This window comes from Paraburkholderia sp. (assembly GCF_035501035.1).
Classification (GTDB): domain Bacteria; phylum Pseudomonadota; class Gammaproteobacteria; order Burkholderiales; family Burkholderiaceae; genus Paraburkholderia.
Genome location: NZ_DATJWR010000280.1, coordinates 1 through 14,478, shown reverse-complemented (window position 1 = coordinate 14,478; position 14,478 = coordinate 1). Strand labels below are relative to the sequence as shown.

17 protein-coding genes and 1 pseudogene are annotated in these 14,478 nt (G+C 63.7%); 1 reads left to right on the top strand and 17 read right to left on the bottom strand.

Going from position 1 to position 14,478, the window contains the following annotated elements; genetic code table 11:
• Positions 1–68: 68 nt before the first annotated feature.
• Positions 69–242 carry a hypothetical protein gene (locus tag VMJ11_RS20850; protein WP_325621317.1) on the bottom strand — a complete coding sequence of 58 codons (174 nt, stop codon included), beginning with the start codon at positions 240–242 and terminating at the stop codon, positions 69–71.
• On the opposite strand from VMJ11_RS20850, the gene VMJ11_RS20845 reads away from it, so the two are divergent.
• A complete protein-coding gene (locus VMJ11_RS20845) occupies positions 237–455 on the top strand; it encodes a hypothetical protein (RefSeq protein ID WP_325621315.1) in 219 nt (72 codons plus the stop codon). The two genes, VMJ11_RS20850 and VMJ11_RS20845, sit on opposite strands and share 6 nt — an antisense overlap.
• A gap of 110 nt (positions 456–565) precedes the next feature.
• On the opposite strand, the gene VMJ11_RS20840 is transcribed toward VMJ11_RS20845, so the two are convergent.
• From VMJ11_RS20840 to VMJ11_RS20765, 16 genes and pseudogenes are all read right to left on the bottom strand, one after another.
• Positions 566–892, bottom strand: a complete 327-nt coding sequence (locus tag VMJ11_RS20840; RefSeq protein WP_325621313.1) for a killer protein — start codon at positions 890–892, stop codon at positions 566–568.
• A 10-nt stretch (positions 893–902) separates the two neighbouring features.
• Positions 903–1,307: a hypothetical protein gene (locus tag VMJ11_RS20835; RefSeq protein WP_325621308.1), complete on the bottom strand. Its 405-nt coding sequence runs from the start codon at positions 1,305–1,307 to the stop codon at positions 903–905.
• A 44-nt stretch (positions 1,308–1,351) separates the two neighbouring features.
• Entirely contained in the window at positions 1,352–2,062 is a 711-nt protein-coding gene (stbB, locus tag VMJ11_RS20830; protein ID WP_325621306.1) for a StbB family protein, read from the bottom strand.
• 68 nt (positions 2,063–2,130) lie between these two features.
• On the bottom strand, positions 2,131–3,798 hold the full coding sequence (locus VMJ11_RS20825; RefSeq protein WP_325621304.1) for an LPD7 domain-containing protein: 1,668 nt from the start codon (positions 3,796–3,798) through the stop codon (positions 2,131–2,133).
• Positions 3,795–5,573 (bottom strand): type IV secretory system conjugative DNA transfer family protein, encoded by a 1,779-nt coding sequence (locus VMJ11_RS20820; RefSeq protein ID WP_325621303.1) that lies wholly within the window; start codon positions 5,571–5,573, stop codon positions 3,795–3,797. The genes VMJ11_RS20825 and VMJ11_RS20820 overlap by 4 nt, the downstream gene beginning before the upstream one ends.
• 127 nt (positions 5,574–5,700) lie before the next feature.
• Positions 5,701–6,054, bottom strand: coding sequence for a hypothetical protein (locus VMJ11_RS20815; RefSeq protein WP_325621301.1), 354 nt, complete (start codon positions 6,052–6,054; stop codon positions 5,701–5,703).
• Positions 6,055–6,884: 830 nt separating this feature from the next.
• Complete coding sequence (virB11, locus tag VMJ11_RS20810) at positions 6,885–7,922, bottom strand: P-type DNA transfer ATPase VirB11 (RefSeq protein WP_325621299.1); 1,038 nt, start codon at positions 7,920–7,922, stop codon at positions 6,885–6,887.
• A gap of 54 nt (positions 7,923–7,976) precedes the next feature.
• The gene (locus VMJ11_RS20805; protein ID WP_325621297.1) at positions 7,977–8,534 is read right to left on the bottom strand and encodes a hypothetical protein; all 558 of its coding nucleotides are present in this window, start codon (positions 8,532–8,534) and stop codon (positions 7,977–7,979) included.
• Between the two features lie 19 nt (positions 8,535–8,553).
• Positions 8,554–9,909, bottom strand: coding sequence for a TrbI/VirB10 family protein (locus VMJ11_RS20800; protein ID WP_325621295.1), 1,356 nt, complete (start codon positions 9,907–9,909; stop codon positions 8,554–8,556).
• A 17-nt stretch (positions 9,910–9,926) separates the two neighbouring features.
• Positions 9,927–10,841 carry a TrbG/VirB9 family P-type conjugative transfer protein gene (locus VMJ11_RS20795; protein ID WP_325621293.1) on the bottom strand — a complete coding sequence of 305 codons (915 nt, stop codon included), beginning with the start codon at positions 10,839–10,841 and terminating at the stop codon, positions 9,927–9,929.
• Positions 10,838–11,689, bottom strand: a complete 852-nt coding sequence (locus tag VMJ11_RS20790) for a type IV secretion system protein (RefSeq protein ID WP_325621291.1) — start codon at positions 11,687–11,689, stop codon at positions 10,838–10,840. The genes VMJ11_RS20795 and VMJ11_RS20790 overlap by 4 nt, the downstream gene beginning before the upstream one ends.
• Before the next feature lie 174 nt (positions 11,690–11,863).
• Positions 11,864–11,992: a hypothetical protein gene (locus VMJ11_RS20785; protein ID WP_325621289.1), complete on the bottom strand. Its 129-nt coding sequence runs from the start codon at positions 11,990–11,992 to the stop codon at positions 11,864–11,866.
• A gap of 8 nt (positions 11,993–12,000) precedes the next feature.
• On the bottom strand, positions 12,001–12,915 hold the full coding sequence (locus VMJ11_RS20780) for a type IV secretion system protein (RefSeq protein ID WP_325621287.1): 915 nt from the start codon (positions 12,913–12,915) through the stop codon (positions 12,001–12,003).
• A gap of 25 nt (positions 12,916–12,940) precedes the next feature.
• Positions 12,941–13,189, bottom strand: coding sequence for a hypothetical protein (locus VMJ11_RS20775; RefSeq protein WP_325621285.1), 249 nt, complete (start codon positions 13,187–13,189; stop codon positions 12,941–12,943).
• Entirely contained in the window at positions 13,179–13,856 is a 678-nt protein-coding gene (locus VMJ11_RS20770) for a type IV secretion system protein (protein ID WP_325621319.1), read from the bottom strand. The genes VMJ11_RS20775 and VMJ11_RS20770 overlap by 11 nt, the downstream gene beginning before the upstream one ends.
• Before the next feature lie 11 nt (positions 13,857–13,867).
• Positions 13,868–14,478, bottom strand: a pseudogene (locus VMJ11_RS20765) (transporter); the annotation flags it as partial.

Genomic DNA, 14,478 nt, shown 5'->3' with positions numbered 1-14,478 from the left:
AACTGCGCAACGTGCTGGAGCGGACAAGCCTTCTGGCCGACGACGGTGTAATTCGGCCCGACCAGTTGTTAGTCATGTGTAGCTGATCCAAGCGACTGATAGATCGACGAACCGCCGTTCTCCGCCATCAGCAGACCTGTGTAGTCCGCTCGACGTTCGTCACGGATGCGCGCAAGCGCGCCCAGGCGGCCTGGGCAGTCGGCCTTCTCTGTCTGCTCGCGCTCGTGCTCGTGGTCGTGCACGCCAGTTCGCTCGAACGCAGCCTCGCGCTCGCTCGCGCAGCGCGCCCCGGCTGGCTGCTGATCGCGCTCGCGGCCCAGGTCGCGACCTACGTGAGCGCCGCGCTCGTCTGGCGCGAACCGCTTCAGGATTCGGGCTATGCGCTGCCGGTGCGCGTGCTCGTACGCCTTGGCATCATCAAGATCTTTCGTTTTGTCTCACGCACGGCAAGTTGACAACGCCCTGCTGTCGCCAGGGTCCCGCCGCCGCTGCGCGCGGTCGCCGCCGGCATCAAAAACCCAGCTGCCCCAAGCCAGGTAATTCGCCGCGCCCTGAGAGAAGCGATTCACGGGCCATTCTCGAGGCCGCCATACCTCGCGTTCACCGAACTCTTCTGATCGCTTCCAGCCGAACGGCACTGATTGAGGTAATCGCCGCGCGCGCGAGAGGTGCCGCCCAGATCGAAATGGCCGTGGTGATAGCGCACGATGGAAAAGTAGTCCGCCTCGTACTGGCGGCAGTCTCGCCCGCCATTGGCGCCCTGCATCAGTCCGGCAAGACAGAGCACCGCGCCGCACGCGTTCTGGTTGTCGTCGTCGGCCCGCGCCGGCGTGACACCTGCGAGCGCCGTGCATACCGCCGCCGCAACCACAAAGGATGTCTGGAATGGCATGGAGCGACTCCTATGCACCGGTCATACGCAGCACCGCGACCGCGCCGACCGAGAGCGCAGCCGAACCAAGCGCTGCACAGACGACCCATAACGCAAGCTCAAGGCGGCCAATACCGCGGCGGTAACCCGCTTCGCGCAGCACATCACGCAGCTGTCCCCGTACGCGAGCGCTTGCCGCATCGTATTCGCGCAACGCAAGCTCGCCGACCAGCTGGTCGCGCGCCTCAGCAAAGTGACCTGCCTCGGCGAGCATGCCAGTGGTTGATGCGTTGAAATCCTTGAGGAACTGCTCGTAGCGCGAAGTGAAGCGCAGCAGCGTCAGTTCGCCGTCATCCCTGAACTGTTTGCCGCTCGCCTGGAGCAGCGCGGTCAGCTCTTTCACGTCGCGACGCAGATGCGAAAGCTGGCCGAGCACTTCGCCGATGAGTTCCTCGCGGATCGAGTCTTCTGGCGTGCCCATCACCGCACCAACACCTTGAACACATCATCCAGTTCTGTAACGACCCGACTCGCAAGACGCTTGAGTGCGACCATCTGTCGAATGTGGGCTTTTTCGGCTTCCGATGCCCCGTTTTCCATTGCCTCGGCGTTCAGCGCGACGTAGTCGCGCGGGTCATCGCGGATTTCGACGATCGACCTGTCGAAACCCTTGATCTTTTCAAAGATCGGGTTCTCGTAGATGACTGCGTCACGATGCATCGAGAAAACGTCACTGCGCGAGTGAAACTCGAACAGCCTGGCGAACCCCCGCTTGAGGTCCTGTTTGCGGTCGACCATATTCATGACCAGCCGGATCTTTGTGGCGTGCACGCCCAGGTCAGAAAGCGCACGCAGCGTTGCGATCGTGTCCACCTGCTGCTTGGCGGACGATACAGCCGGCACGATAAAGAGATCGAAGTCTTCATGCGACCCGTCATAGCTTCGCATCAGACCGACAAAATCTTCGACATTCGACGCGCCCACATCGACGACGGCGTTTTCCAGCGTCATCAGGTGATCCTGAAGTTCATCGAACTGCGAGCCGCGCAGCGCGCCTTCCTTTTCGCGGTCATCCGAATTGATCGATTCGATCGGGATCACTTCGGCGCCGGGCAGACGCGGCACAAGCAGATGGTGTGCAATGGTGCTCTTGCCAACGTTGCCCGAGAAATTGATAACGGCAATCTTCATGGTGCAATGGTCCTTACCGGTTAGCATGGACGTAGCAGCGACATCGCGGCCACCCCGGGCGGGTTCAGTTACGGTTCGAGTTCAAAGGGTGGTGCTTCGCGACCCGCTTCCTGGGACGGGTGCCCGGTGGTCTCTTGAGCCGGCTGCTGTACAGATGGCGGGAGCCCGCGCTGTTCACGCTCGATCTGTTCACGCACGGCCTCGATCGTCGCCTCGCTCACCTGCGGCATCGGCACGTCGAGCGGCCGGTTTTCTGCTCGCGCCGCAGCCACAGCACTCTCGAACTCCCCCATGAGCTTCTCCTGCTGGTGTTCAGGCAGACCCTTGATCTCCTCCCGCAAGACTTCTCGCGCAGCCTGTTCCTTGATACGCTCCCGCGCTGCGTCGAGCGCCGCGCGCTGTTCCTTCGAGTACTGCCAGTTGCCGTTCAGGAACCGCTCGCGCGCGTCGTGGATCCGCCGGCGCTCGTCGACTTCGCGTCGTGCCGTAGCGAGCGCCTCACGTTGCTCGTGCGTAGGCAGGCCCGGCATGTCCGGCGAGGAAACCCGCCATTCGTTGCGGCGGCTCGTGACCGTCTTTGGCGCGCGCTCGTTGCCCTGCGCGTCGAACTGTCGCTGCCGGGACGTGACCGTCCTGCTGCCGCCCTTTTCGAGCTCGATGTGCTGCCCGACCTGCACACCGGCCCCACTGATTGCGCGCTCGAGGTCCAGGCCCCAGACCGTGCGCTCACCCGTGACGGTGCGCACGGTCGCGTAATAGCTTGGATTCTGTCTGGCGTCGTGGTTGAATGGTGCCGGCCCGTGCGCGACGAGCACGCCCGCGGTCACACCGGCTGCCGGCTGCTCGAGCGTGGGAGGCGGCGGTGGCGCCTCGGTGCCAGGACCCGCGCGGTCGGGCTGCGGCGAACGCTCCCCGGGCGGCGCGTCAGCGATCGGGTCCGCTGCGCTGGCCGCCGCACGCCGCATGGGCTTTTCAGGCCTGGCAAGCTCGGCCTTCGGGGCTGCTGCAGTCTCGAGGGTGTTGGTGCGGGCCTCGTGCGCATCGCCGGCCTGCTTGCCGGCGCCGATACGCATGGCCTCGCGCGCAGCTGTCAACATCGCGCGATCCACTTCCTTCGGCTTGAAGCCGCGCGTTGGTATGCCGGCGAGCTCTGCCGCAATCCATGCCTGCCGGCAAAACTCGTCCGTGCCCCTGAGCTGCAGCTCGCTCCAGTTCTTCGCCTTTGCAACTTCCACCATGTGCGCGATCACGCTGCGATCCTCGCTGGCCGTCGCGAGCGTGCGGCCGGTGTCCTCGAAGTGCACCGTCTCGCTCTTGCGGTCCAGAAACTTCCCGTCGTGGGCAACGTACTGGTCGCTGACTGACTTCGGCACGTCGTAGCCGGTTTTCTCGAAGATCGGCCTTGGGCGGATGCTGTTCTGTGTCTCCCCGTCTTTCCTGCCGATCAGCCGGCCAGTGCCTTTAGCCGTTTTCACCCCCTCGGCGGTCTGCGCATCGTGCAATGCATCGGGTGCCAGCCGCTGCCGGGCCCGCTCGCGATCTGCGGCCCGGATCTTCTTCAGGCGCGCTTGCGTTGCGCTGTCTACGGGCAATTCCGCATGGCGCGGCACGGCCTCCCCTTCCGGTTCGTTCGCCGGCGGCGTGGTGCGCGCCCGGATAACCGAAGCGTCGTCGGCGTTGGCCGCGCCGCGCTCGCGGTGGTCAATCTGGTCGGCCGGAAATTCGATCTCGTTCATGCGACGACTCCTTGTCCAGGCTGGGGATGAGGTTGCGGGTCGGCGTGGGAACCGTGCTGGGCGTCTGTGGCTGCACGTGCACAAGCGGCTGCATCCGGCAGCACCTCACTCAGGTAAGGCATCAGCCGGAACAGCGAGGCGCGGATCGTGCCGCGGTTGGCGAAGTGCACGGCGCTGAGCACGCCAATTTCGTCCTCACGGACATCGCGTACGCCGGCGGCCTCCGCTGCGCCCGCGGCCGGCTGCGCCTGCGCGCGGCGCACGGTGTTCTGCAAGTGCCACCACTGCTCGACGTCGATCTGCGGCACAGGTGCACAGAGTTCGCGGGCAACAAACGCGGCGTGCTTCATCTGCTCTTCGTTCGGGAACTTCGGTCCGAACCCGAACCACGCACGGCGACGGTTGGTCTTTTCGAGACTGGTCATGACCCCCTGCAGCCAGGGGCTCTGCTGGACCAGGCGATCGACGAGTTCGGCATCTTCGTAGAAGTACGCCTTTTCGCACAGGATCGGCGCGCAGCCGTCGATCGTGATGATCTGCCTGCGGCTGGACAGGGCCCGAAGTTCCTGCGGCAGCATGAGCGGCCGGCCGTGCTCCGTCTCGTTCGTGCTGGTCGATGCGCTGCGGCCGCGGCTGCGGCTGCGGGAACGCGACAGATGCGTGAACGTGCCCAGCATCTTCGAATATTCTTCCGAGTCCTTCAGCGTGCGCGGCGCAAAGAGGCTGCGCATCTTGCAGTTGATCGCAAGCGTTTCCGCACCGTGCCTGCCGTACAGCTTCGGGTCCTCGAGCTGCGACATCCCGTGGAAAATCAGCATGAGCCGCAGGTTGAAGCCGGCGATGAACGCGTTGGCCGTATCGATGATGTCGATCCTGCCCGGCGCCGCAAACTCATCCAACAGCAGCGCGCACTGGTACGTCAGATCCGGATTCTCGGCAGGCTGCTCACGCGTGTTCAGGTCGATCAGCTGTGAGAAGAAGAGGTTGACGAGCAGCGCGCCCGCCTTCAGGTCGCCCGGCTTGATCCCGACGTAGATGGACATACGTTTCTTTCGTACGTCGCCCAGATGAAAATCCGATCGGCTCGTCGCTGCATCGACGACCGGATTGCTGAACACGTTGAGCGGCGCCGTCATCGTCGACACGATATTGGCGAACGCTTCCTTCGACTGGGACAGAAAGCGGTTGAGCGCATCCAGGCACTCGAAGCTCAGGGCAGGCAGCGTGCCGGTAGTGTTCGAGCGCGTACTGACGATCGACGAGACATGCTCGCGGATCGCACGGCCCCTGCCCGAGGCCTGGCGCAACACTTCGCCGAACGTGCATGGCAGCGATGGCGTTTCGAGAAGGTACAGCACGATCCCGACAAACAGGTTGCGGGCGTTGTCGTTCCAGTACCTCAGGCGCGCGTCGACGTTCGACGGATACAGATGCTCGCCAATCGTCATCACGTCACCCACACGCGTATACGCTGGCCTGCCGGCGATGTATTCGAGCGGGTTGTAAGCGTGCGAGCGGCCGTTTTCGGAAAACGGCGACCACAGGTAGACCTCATGGCCGCACTTCCTGCGGTAGCCCGACGTGTACATGAAGTTCTCTTCCTTGATGTCCTCGACGACGACCGAATCCGGATAGGTGAGAAGATTCGGGATCACCATCGAGACACCCTTGCCCGAGCGCGTGCCGGCAGCGAGCATCAGGAAGTCCTGGCCGCGATACTTCAGGTACTCGCCCTTGTACTTGCCGACGATGAACGGTGGATACATGTGGGACATGGTGCTTGCCTCCTGGATCAAGTGAGGGGAACTCCCGGGTCCGCAGCTGCAGACAGGTGTCGTAGCACCGGCAAAGCGGTCGTACCTGGCCGTGCTGGTCCAGGGAGAGGCGAATCTGGCTCCATGATCATTTTTCCAGCAGGCCGGCCTTCACGATGTCCCTGCGCGTGGCGAAGCGCGCATTGCCGAACTGCGCGATACGCCCGCGCGATTTCAGCAGTGCCATCGTGATCACGACCACGGGCATGCAGCCAATGGCGGCTGACAGCAGCGTGCAGACGGACAGGGCCCGCCTGACCGCAGGGACGTCGCCCCAGGCCTGCCAATAGTCGTACAGCGTAAAGACGCCAACGGCGTCCTGCGGCAGCTTCTGCATCTTCGCGAACAGCAGGCCGCCGAGATACTGACCAAGGGTCACAGCTGCCGCCACGATCACCAGCAGGACCAGACACGGCATGAGAATGCGGAGAATTTTCGGCATGGTTCGCCCCGCAGTGCGCTATCGCTTCATGGTTAATCGGGTACTCCGGGCCATCGAAACCGACGATGCGATTCATCGCCAGACCTCCACCCAGATCGGCAGTCGTGCGTTCCGGCTTTACCTTGCGGACCGCGAAAGTTACGTGGTCGGGATGATCGGGCGCGTAGCCCGAGCCACGCTCCATACAGATCCTGCTGTCACCAAAGCCGAATATCGAATGTGTCGTCACGCCTCATTCTCCTTTACGCATGCCGTTCGACTGGAACGGGAAAGGCGTAGTGCCGCCCGCCCGGCCTCGTCGAGTTCGCCGTCCTCGATGCCTGCACTGCCCTGGGCGCTCGCTGCTCCATAGACCCCGCGAGCGCGCGGCCCTCAGTACTCTGCGCAAAAACCTCTTCCGACGGCGAAGCGCGTCGCCAGTGGCATATCGCGGCCTCGATATGACTCATGCCAATGTTCATGCGTGGAGCACTGCCCTGCCTTCCTGCAGACCTTCATCTGCCTTGCCGATCATTTACAGGGAAAGCGCGAAGACGCCGCCCCAGTGACACCAGAGCAAGCCGATAACGAGCCGTCCGCTCACGCCGGACGCTCCTGTGTTGGGGCACAAACCGCCGCACCCGTCAGCCCGGCGTGCCAACACTTCGCTGCGTCCGCTGTCGCGAAGCGACCCTGTGTTTCATCTCCATGCCAGAGCATCCAGGTCCACATGCCGTCGATGCGGTAACGCGCAATCGACCAGCCGCCGTCATGCACGAGAGCATGGTCGGCCTTCCGTCTCCAGCCGCCATGAGACAGCGTCGGGCTGGTGGGCGATGCAGCGCGCCCTTTCATGCGACGCCTCCCAGCAACTGCCATTTGCCCACCGGGTCATACCAGATCTCTGACAGGCACCTGTCGCGCATGAACAGCACAAGATCGACGGTCACGCGGACCTGATCCATAATGAATTGCCAGTCGAGCGTCTGACCCACCCCGCTCTGCTTGATCAGCGTCGCGATACGGGAGTGCGCCGACCTGGCGTCGTTGCAGTGAACGGTCGTGATGCCGCCGGGCGTACCCGTATTGAGCAGCGTCATGTAGTCCCAGGTTTCGTCGCCACGCAGTTCGGCAAGAAACACGCGATCAAACTTCATGCGCAGCGTCGAGCGCACCAGTTCCCTTGCGGGCAGCGTATCGCTGAAGAACATGTGCACGCGGTTCGGATGGTTCGGCAGCGTCAGCTCCGGCGTATCCTCGATCGTGCCAATCCTTTCGTCGGACGGCACGAGATCGGACAGCGCCTTGTTGAGCGTCGTCTTGCCGGAGCCCGTGCCACCGGCGAGCACGATGTTGAGGCGGTTCGCGACGGCGAGCTCGAGCAGGCGCGTGACGTTGCGCTGGCTCTTCGCCTCGAGCATTTCCTGCTCGTACGGCCGCAGGTCGAGCGATGCCGGCACCTCCCGACGCGGCGACACGTCCCGGTAGTCCGCGAACCAGCCGTTGCGCTCGTATTCGTGGACCGAAAACCGCTGGTTCGAAGGAATCCGGATGGTGATCGAAATCGTGTCCTGCTCGCACGCCGGCTGCATCAGTACGTGACCGCGCTGGCCGTCGGGAAGGACCACCGGGTGGATCGGTTCCTTCGTCGAGAACTTGCCCCCCTTCATCACCGTCAGGGCGTTGGCGAGCTTGAAACAGGCGTCAAGCGTGCAGACGGGCGCCTCGTGCCGCTTCCACGCGCCCGATCCCTGGGTCCATATCTCGCCGGGCCGGTTAATCGCCACCTCGGTCAGGCTGCTGTCAAAGAAACTGGCGATACCCATCTGCCGGAGGAAGCTGCGCGCAATGGTCCCCTTTTCGATGACATCGATCACTACGGCATTCATATGTACTCCTTCCTGATATGTCTGATGCGGGCTGTCAATAACCGCCCGGCCAAGTCAGTGCGATCCCGCATCTGTGCCCTGCAGCTCGACCCGAACCGGGACCCGGTACAGTCGCCCGCCGTCAGGCACGCCGCTCGCCAGGTCGCGCAACGTTTGCGCGGGCGACATGGAGACAACCGTCGCCACCATCGGCGCCGTAGCTGCAGGATGGGCGATCTTCCGCAGCGTTGTCGCTGTGGCCAGAACCCCCACTGCCATGCCTGCTGCAATGGCAGGAGCAAGAAAGCTTCCACGGCGCCGGCGCGGTGTCAGAGGGATGTTCGGCTCCAGACGGTTAGTTGCATCCTTATTCTGGCCGACGGTGTCCGCCGCGATGCCCGGCTCGGCCAGATCAAGGCCGAGGCGTGCGCCGATCGCGTGCATGACCATGCGGCGCAGCGCCCGGACGTCAGACGGCTCGAACGGCCGGCGCGCATCGACCTGTTCGGCCAGCTGCCGCACACGGCTCCCGTCACAGACGTCATGCGGTGCGTCGCGCAGCTTCGCCTCGAAGGCATCACGCTCGACCCCATGAAGCGCAAAGGTGTCGGGGAACTGGATCTGCAGTTGCATCGTCATGTCCTCACATCCGTCATTGCCGGCCCGACGGCGCAATCTCGCTGCCGTCGCTGCCGACGTTTTCATACACGCTGCTCAGATCGACATCGCGCGCAACGAAGATGTTGATCACGGAGCCCTGGTTCGAATACGCGGTCGGCGGGATGTTGATCGACTCGCGCAGCGTCTCTGCGGCCACGTCCTGTGTCGCGTTCGAGCTGTTCGTGAAGGTGATCGTCTGGCCCGAGCCGGTGGCCTTGTTGGCGAGGGCCTGGCCGAAGTCGCCAATGAGGCTCACCATCAGTGCACCACCGAAGCGGGTCCAGAAGTGCTGATCAATGTAGGCGGGAATGCCCGCAGCGCCGAGCGGATCGGTCGCCGGTGAGTTCAGGGGAATACGCACGTCACCGTCGTCAATCTCGTCCCAGATCGCTCCGATCACGCCCTGCCCGTGCATCACCGCATCGCGCTGCTCGCCCTTGGCCAACGCGCCCTTGCGGATAAGCAGCGTCGTGCCATCGTCCGACCAGACGTCATCGGCGATCGGGCAGCCAACCAGTCCTGGCCGGTCGGTGCGAATTGCGGTGGCCTGCCCGCAACGGATCATGGTGTTCCGGGCAATCATGTAGTGCCGGTTGGGCCGGAACGAGGCGCGCATCGGTTGCAGCTTCGAGGGCTGCAGCGACTGGTCGAAAGCCGACCCCTTGCTGCTGCCGGCATCATGGTTATCCGCCAGCCCTGCGCCAGATGAACCAGCGGCTCCTGCTGGGCCGCCCCGCAGCGCCGCGAGCCCCATGGACTTCGCCATGCCGGCCAGGCCATCGCCACCCGGGCCGTTGCCGGTGGTGTCTGCGTAGCCGCCGCCGGCGTCACTGGACGCGAGAGCAGATTCCTCAGGAGCGTTGGTGGCCCTGCTGTCGCCGGACATGACGAGTACGCTGCCCGAGAGACGTCGCTCGGCGGGTGTCAGCGACCGTGGCCGGTTGCTCGCGATCGCGGTGCTCCCTTCGCCGATGGGGCGCGACGCGGCGCCGGCCGGCGTGGCAAGCTGCCGGGTTGCCGCAGCGGCCGCCGCTTCCGATGCGGCGCGTGCCTGCTCGGCTTCCGCGCGCTTGATGCGCTGCTTCTGTGTCTCGATATCGGCGCCGGCCTCACTCGCGCCGCTGTCCTTTGGCTTGTTGAGTGCCGCCTGCTTCGCGTCCTGATGCTGCTGGAAGAGCCGCTGCAGGTAGATCGTGACGCCCGAAGCGCCCAGCGCGATCACGACCAGCGCGGCCAGCACGAGCCTCAGCCTGCCCGCACGCGTGCGGCGGCGCCCAGGCAGATCCAGCGACGGCTGGGGCCCGGCGTCCGCAGGCCCTGCACCACCGATTTCGTTGCGTTCGCTCATGCGCATCCGCCCTCCCGTCAGTCTTCCGGCCGATCGCCGCCGACGTGCGCGCGCTCGATGCGCGCCGTGCCGGGCAACGACGAGGCGGTGCGGTTGTAGTGGCCGTCCGGCGAGTAGCCGACGTTGCGGATGCTCAGCACCGACTGGCCATACCGGATGACAAACTCCCTTGAGACCTCATGGACGACAACGGTGTCGCCTTCCATATGGAAATTCGCTGTCGCCTCGCTGCCATCCGGCAGCTTCGTGAAGATCGTCGGCAGGTCGCGCGCGGTTGCGTACTTGAAGTAGGTGAAACGTCCGTCGTCCCACAAGGCGGTGGGCGCAAGCGCGCGTTCGCCGCGCATCATGTACTGCATGTTCGCTGCCGGCGTGGATGACCCGGTCGGACCTGGGGACACCGCCGCGCCCGGCGCTGCGATTGCGCCCGGGACTGCGGGAGTGTCCTGCTGGCCCGCCAGCGCCGCGCTGACCGCCTCGCGGCGCCGGAGCTGTTCGGCCGCGGCCTTCGCCTTCGTGTCCGGATAGTCGAAGCGCAGGATCCATGTCGCGGGCTGCAACCGCGATACATCGACAAGCGAGAGCGAATAGGTGCGGCGGTTGGTCACGAGCACGAGATTGGTTTCGGGTTGCAGCGCACCTGGCTTGAGCAGCGCTCCGCTGTCGTTCACCGAGACGTGCCAGGCGCGCGCGTCGCCAATGCCGCCGCCGTCCTTCAGGATGTGCTCACCGGGCTCGAACTGGATCATCACCACACGGCCCGGCATCGTCGCCACGCGGTAGGCCTGGTCAGGGCTGTACGTCGCGCACTGGATATGTGGGTCAGCGCCGCAGCTGCGCGGGATTTCAAGCGCGCTTGCGCGGCCAGCCGCAAGTGCGCAAGTGGTAATCGCGACCAGGCTGATCGGCGAGCGAAGTCCAGAACCACTCACGACGCGCTCCCGGTCGCCCTCGACACTGCCGGTACGGCATCGGGTGACGCATCCGCCGGCGCGCGGGTATAGTCGCGCGTAACCTCGTAACTGGTGCACCTGAACCCGTCTGGATCAACGTCCTGCTGATCCTGTTTCTCCGGCACGTCGACGCGGGTAAAGGCCACCGTCGCAATCCAGTAGGTCGGGTCCGGGCGCTTCGCCGCCGCATTCAGCGGGATCAGCTGCCGTGAGAAGAACACCTGCGCGGTCGAACCGACAAAGGTAATCGAGCCGACCCGGGCGATGACACGCGCCTGGTCCTTGAGCAGCTTGAGCGGGCCGGCCGGGCCACGGATGAGCGCGTCGTAAGCGTCCTTTTCGTGATCGTCGCTCATGAACATCACCGCGCCATGCATGTCCGAGATCGTCTCCCAGTCGTAGCTCTCGCGCATCTCGACGTAACGGCGCAGATCCGCGCGGTCGGTTTTTTCAGTGAAGCTCACATGGCCGTTCGCGGTCGTCGGCAACACGTCCACCCTGCCGGTCGTGTCGTTCACACGCAGAACAGCCGGTGGATTCGGTCTTTTAAGGAGTCCTAAAGCCGCCATGCCAAAAACAGCCGCCAGAGCGATCCCGCCCGAGAGCACCGATCGCCGGTCGGCGATGCGCGCCTTCTCTTCGGCCGCCTCGACCTTCGACTTCTCGAACTCCCGCGCCCGGTCCAGATACCAGCTGACCGAGTCGCGCTGCGAGCGGTCAACGGCGTTCGCTGCTTCCTCCACGTGCGCTGCCGATGTCGCAGGCGTGCGCGCGCGCCTGCGCGAGCCTGCGCCCGCCGCGAACCACTGCCTGATTGCCGATACCATTCTGGTCCTCACTTAGGTTCCGTGCGACCGGGCTGCTGGGCCAGCGACGGGTTGACTGGCACCCATTGGCCCGTCGGCTCCGGTGGTTTCGGCGCAGAGCTGCACGCCTGCAGGACAAATGCGAGCAGGCCCGCGCGGAATAGGGTTTTCATGCCCGAGGTCCTCCTTCACCGGTCAGCCATGCAAGCGGCGATAGATGACCATACCGATGCCGTTGAGCAACGCGCCAACCAAACCAGCAAACGTAACCCAGCATACGGTGAGCAACCACCAGCGGATCAGCTTCGCGAAGTAATCCGGCATACGTCCTCCTACGCTTGCGAAACGGAGCCACCGTGCTTGGACTTGCCTGCACTTCCCATTTTCGAGGCCGCGGCCAGCGCACGGCCCAGACCACCCAGCTTGCCCGTCATCGTCGAAATCCCCACACCACTCGCCAGCGCGGAGGCCAGGCCCGGAAGATTCAACGCGACGACGAAGAACACTACACCCATCACGTTGATCTCTACCACCTGCCTCATCGACGGGAAGGCGGGCCCGCTCGGAGCGATTGATTGTGCGAAATTGACCTCTATCGCACCTGCACCTGCGAACAGGGCCACGAGCAGCGCGTAATTGAAACACTGTCCCGCCCAGTTCCAGAAGAACTGCCGCACCGGCGGAAACAGCGCCATCGAAATGAACAGTGGTCCGAGTGCGAGCAGCAATCCGAGGGCGAACTTGGCGAGGATGATGTAGGCCACGGCTAGTCCCATGAACGGCGTGGCGAAAACGAGCATGACAGTGATCACCCATACCGCCCCAATGATGTGAAAGCCCTCGGCACTATCGTAAATCTGGCCGCATGCGTTGATGTACGCACTCAACAGGTTGTCGAGACCCGAAACCGGATTGCTCTGCCCGGTAATCGCACCGGATAGCTGCTCGCCGAAGCCATTCACGGCAGGCACGATATATTCCGTGTAGAACTGAATGTTCATGCCACAGGTCAAAATAAACGCCCAGGCCGCCATACGCGTCAGGAAGTCGTTGATCGGTTCGTCGTTGTGCCCTTGCCAGTACGACCACAGGACCAGTAGCACATAGATGCTGAAGCACGCCATCATCAGCGGCGATATCAGACCGATGATGCGTTCGGAACCTGAACTAATGGTCGCGACGACGTTAGCGTCGAAGTCTGACGTCATCCTCGAGAAGATCGTTGTGGTGATCGGCGTATACGACATGGCTTGCTCCTTAGTTCGGGTCCTGTTACTTCTGTACCGCTTTCGCCGCCGCTTCGTCGTCAGCCTTTTCCTCAGCGCTCTGCGCGGGCGTTTCTTCCTGTTGGAGCTTTTCAGGCGTCGTTCCAAGGAACTGGGCTTTCCACGCGAGCTCACGCTGGTGCGCAACTTCTTCCTGCACGTTGTGCTGATGGCGGTCCCACGCGAGATAGCCCAGATAGCCGGCAATGACGACCAGCAGACTGACGACTGCGGAAAGGAGAGCTTTATTCGCCACTTGAACCTCCGAGGAACTGGTTTTTGAAGTCGCGGTCGCGCTGGTTTTCCGCAAGCTTGAGTTCGGTCGCCTGCAGCCGTGCGGTGAGCTGCAGACGCGTCTGCTCGTTAGTAACCATCGCCTCCTCAGCAGCCATCCGGTTCTGCAGGTCCGCCTTCTCGGCCGGATCCTGCGTGAGGTTCGACTGCTGCATCAACGACTGGATATTGTTGAGCCGCGCCATCGTTGCGCTATATGCCTGCTCGTTCATCGCCTTGTTGGCCGCGAGCACGTCGTAATAGCGCTGTTGCCCCGCCGTCACGGCGTCCGTCATGCCTTCCTGCTGCTCGATCGAGCGCATCGTCGAGCTGATGCCCGACAGGCTGCCACTTTTCGCCTGGTCGTAAATGTCCTGCCACTGTTCCGGCAGATAGTTGCGCAGGGACGCGTCGTTCATGATCGTGCCCAGGCTGCTGTTACCGGTGAGTGCCCGGTACTGTGCCTCCTGGTTCTCGATCTGCTGCATCAGCTGCTGGACCTGCTCCATCTGCTGGGCAAGCTCGGCAGGTGAGATGGTCGGTACGCCCTGCGCACGTGTGATGGCCGCGGCACCGAGGCAGAGCACTGTGACGGCCACACGGGCGGCCCGCAGCAGGTGTGCACGGCATTCGTCATCGTTGACGTTCACGATTCCCTCCATCAGGCAGTGAAAGCTTCGTTACCGGCGTCGACAGCGCGTGCCGACGGATAGATGCGGGCGAGCTCTGCCCGCTTGCGCTCAAGGCTGCGCTGCAGCTCACCGGCCCATAGCCGTTCTTCGGCACCGTGCTTTGCGGTAAGGCGCGTACGCAGCTTGCGTTCGAAGACGCGTTCCAGGTAGACCGGTAACCAGATGTCTGGATCGTCCCCCAGCTCTGCGCGCACGGCGTCGCAGATCAGGACGTTCTCGCGGTCACCCGAGAACACCGCGATCGCGTCATCCATGCCACTGATGTCAAAACTCGCGAATGCAGACTGGTTGCCCTGCTTGATGAGAAATCGGCGCGACGACGGCGTGAGCTTTTTGAACTCGCTGAATTCCTTGCGCGTCATGCCATCGCGCACGTACGCCCCCTCTTCTGCCGCCGGATCGGCCAGATACAGATTCGTCGCCACGAGGCTGCGCAGCGCCGGGTACAGGTCGGCAGCCTTCTGGCCCTGCTCGGGCTGCTGGGTAATCAGCATGATGAACTCACCCTCCTTCCGGCCGCTTGCGAGCGTCTCCTCGATCTGTTCGCGAATCGTGCGGAATCGGATGGGCAACCAGTATT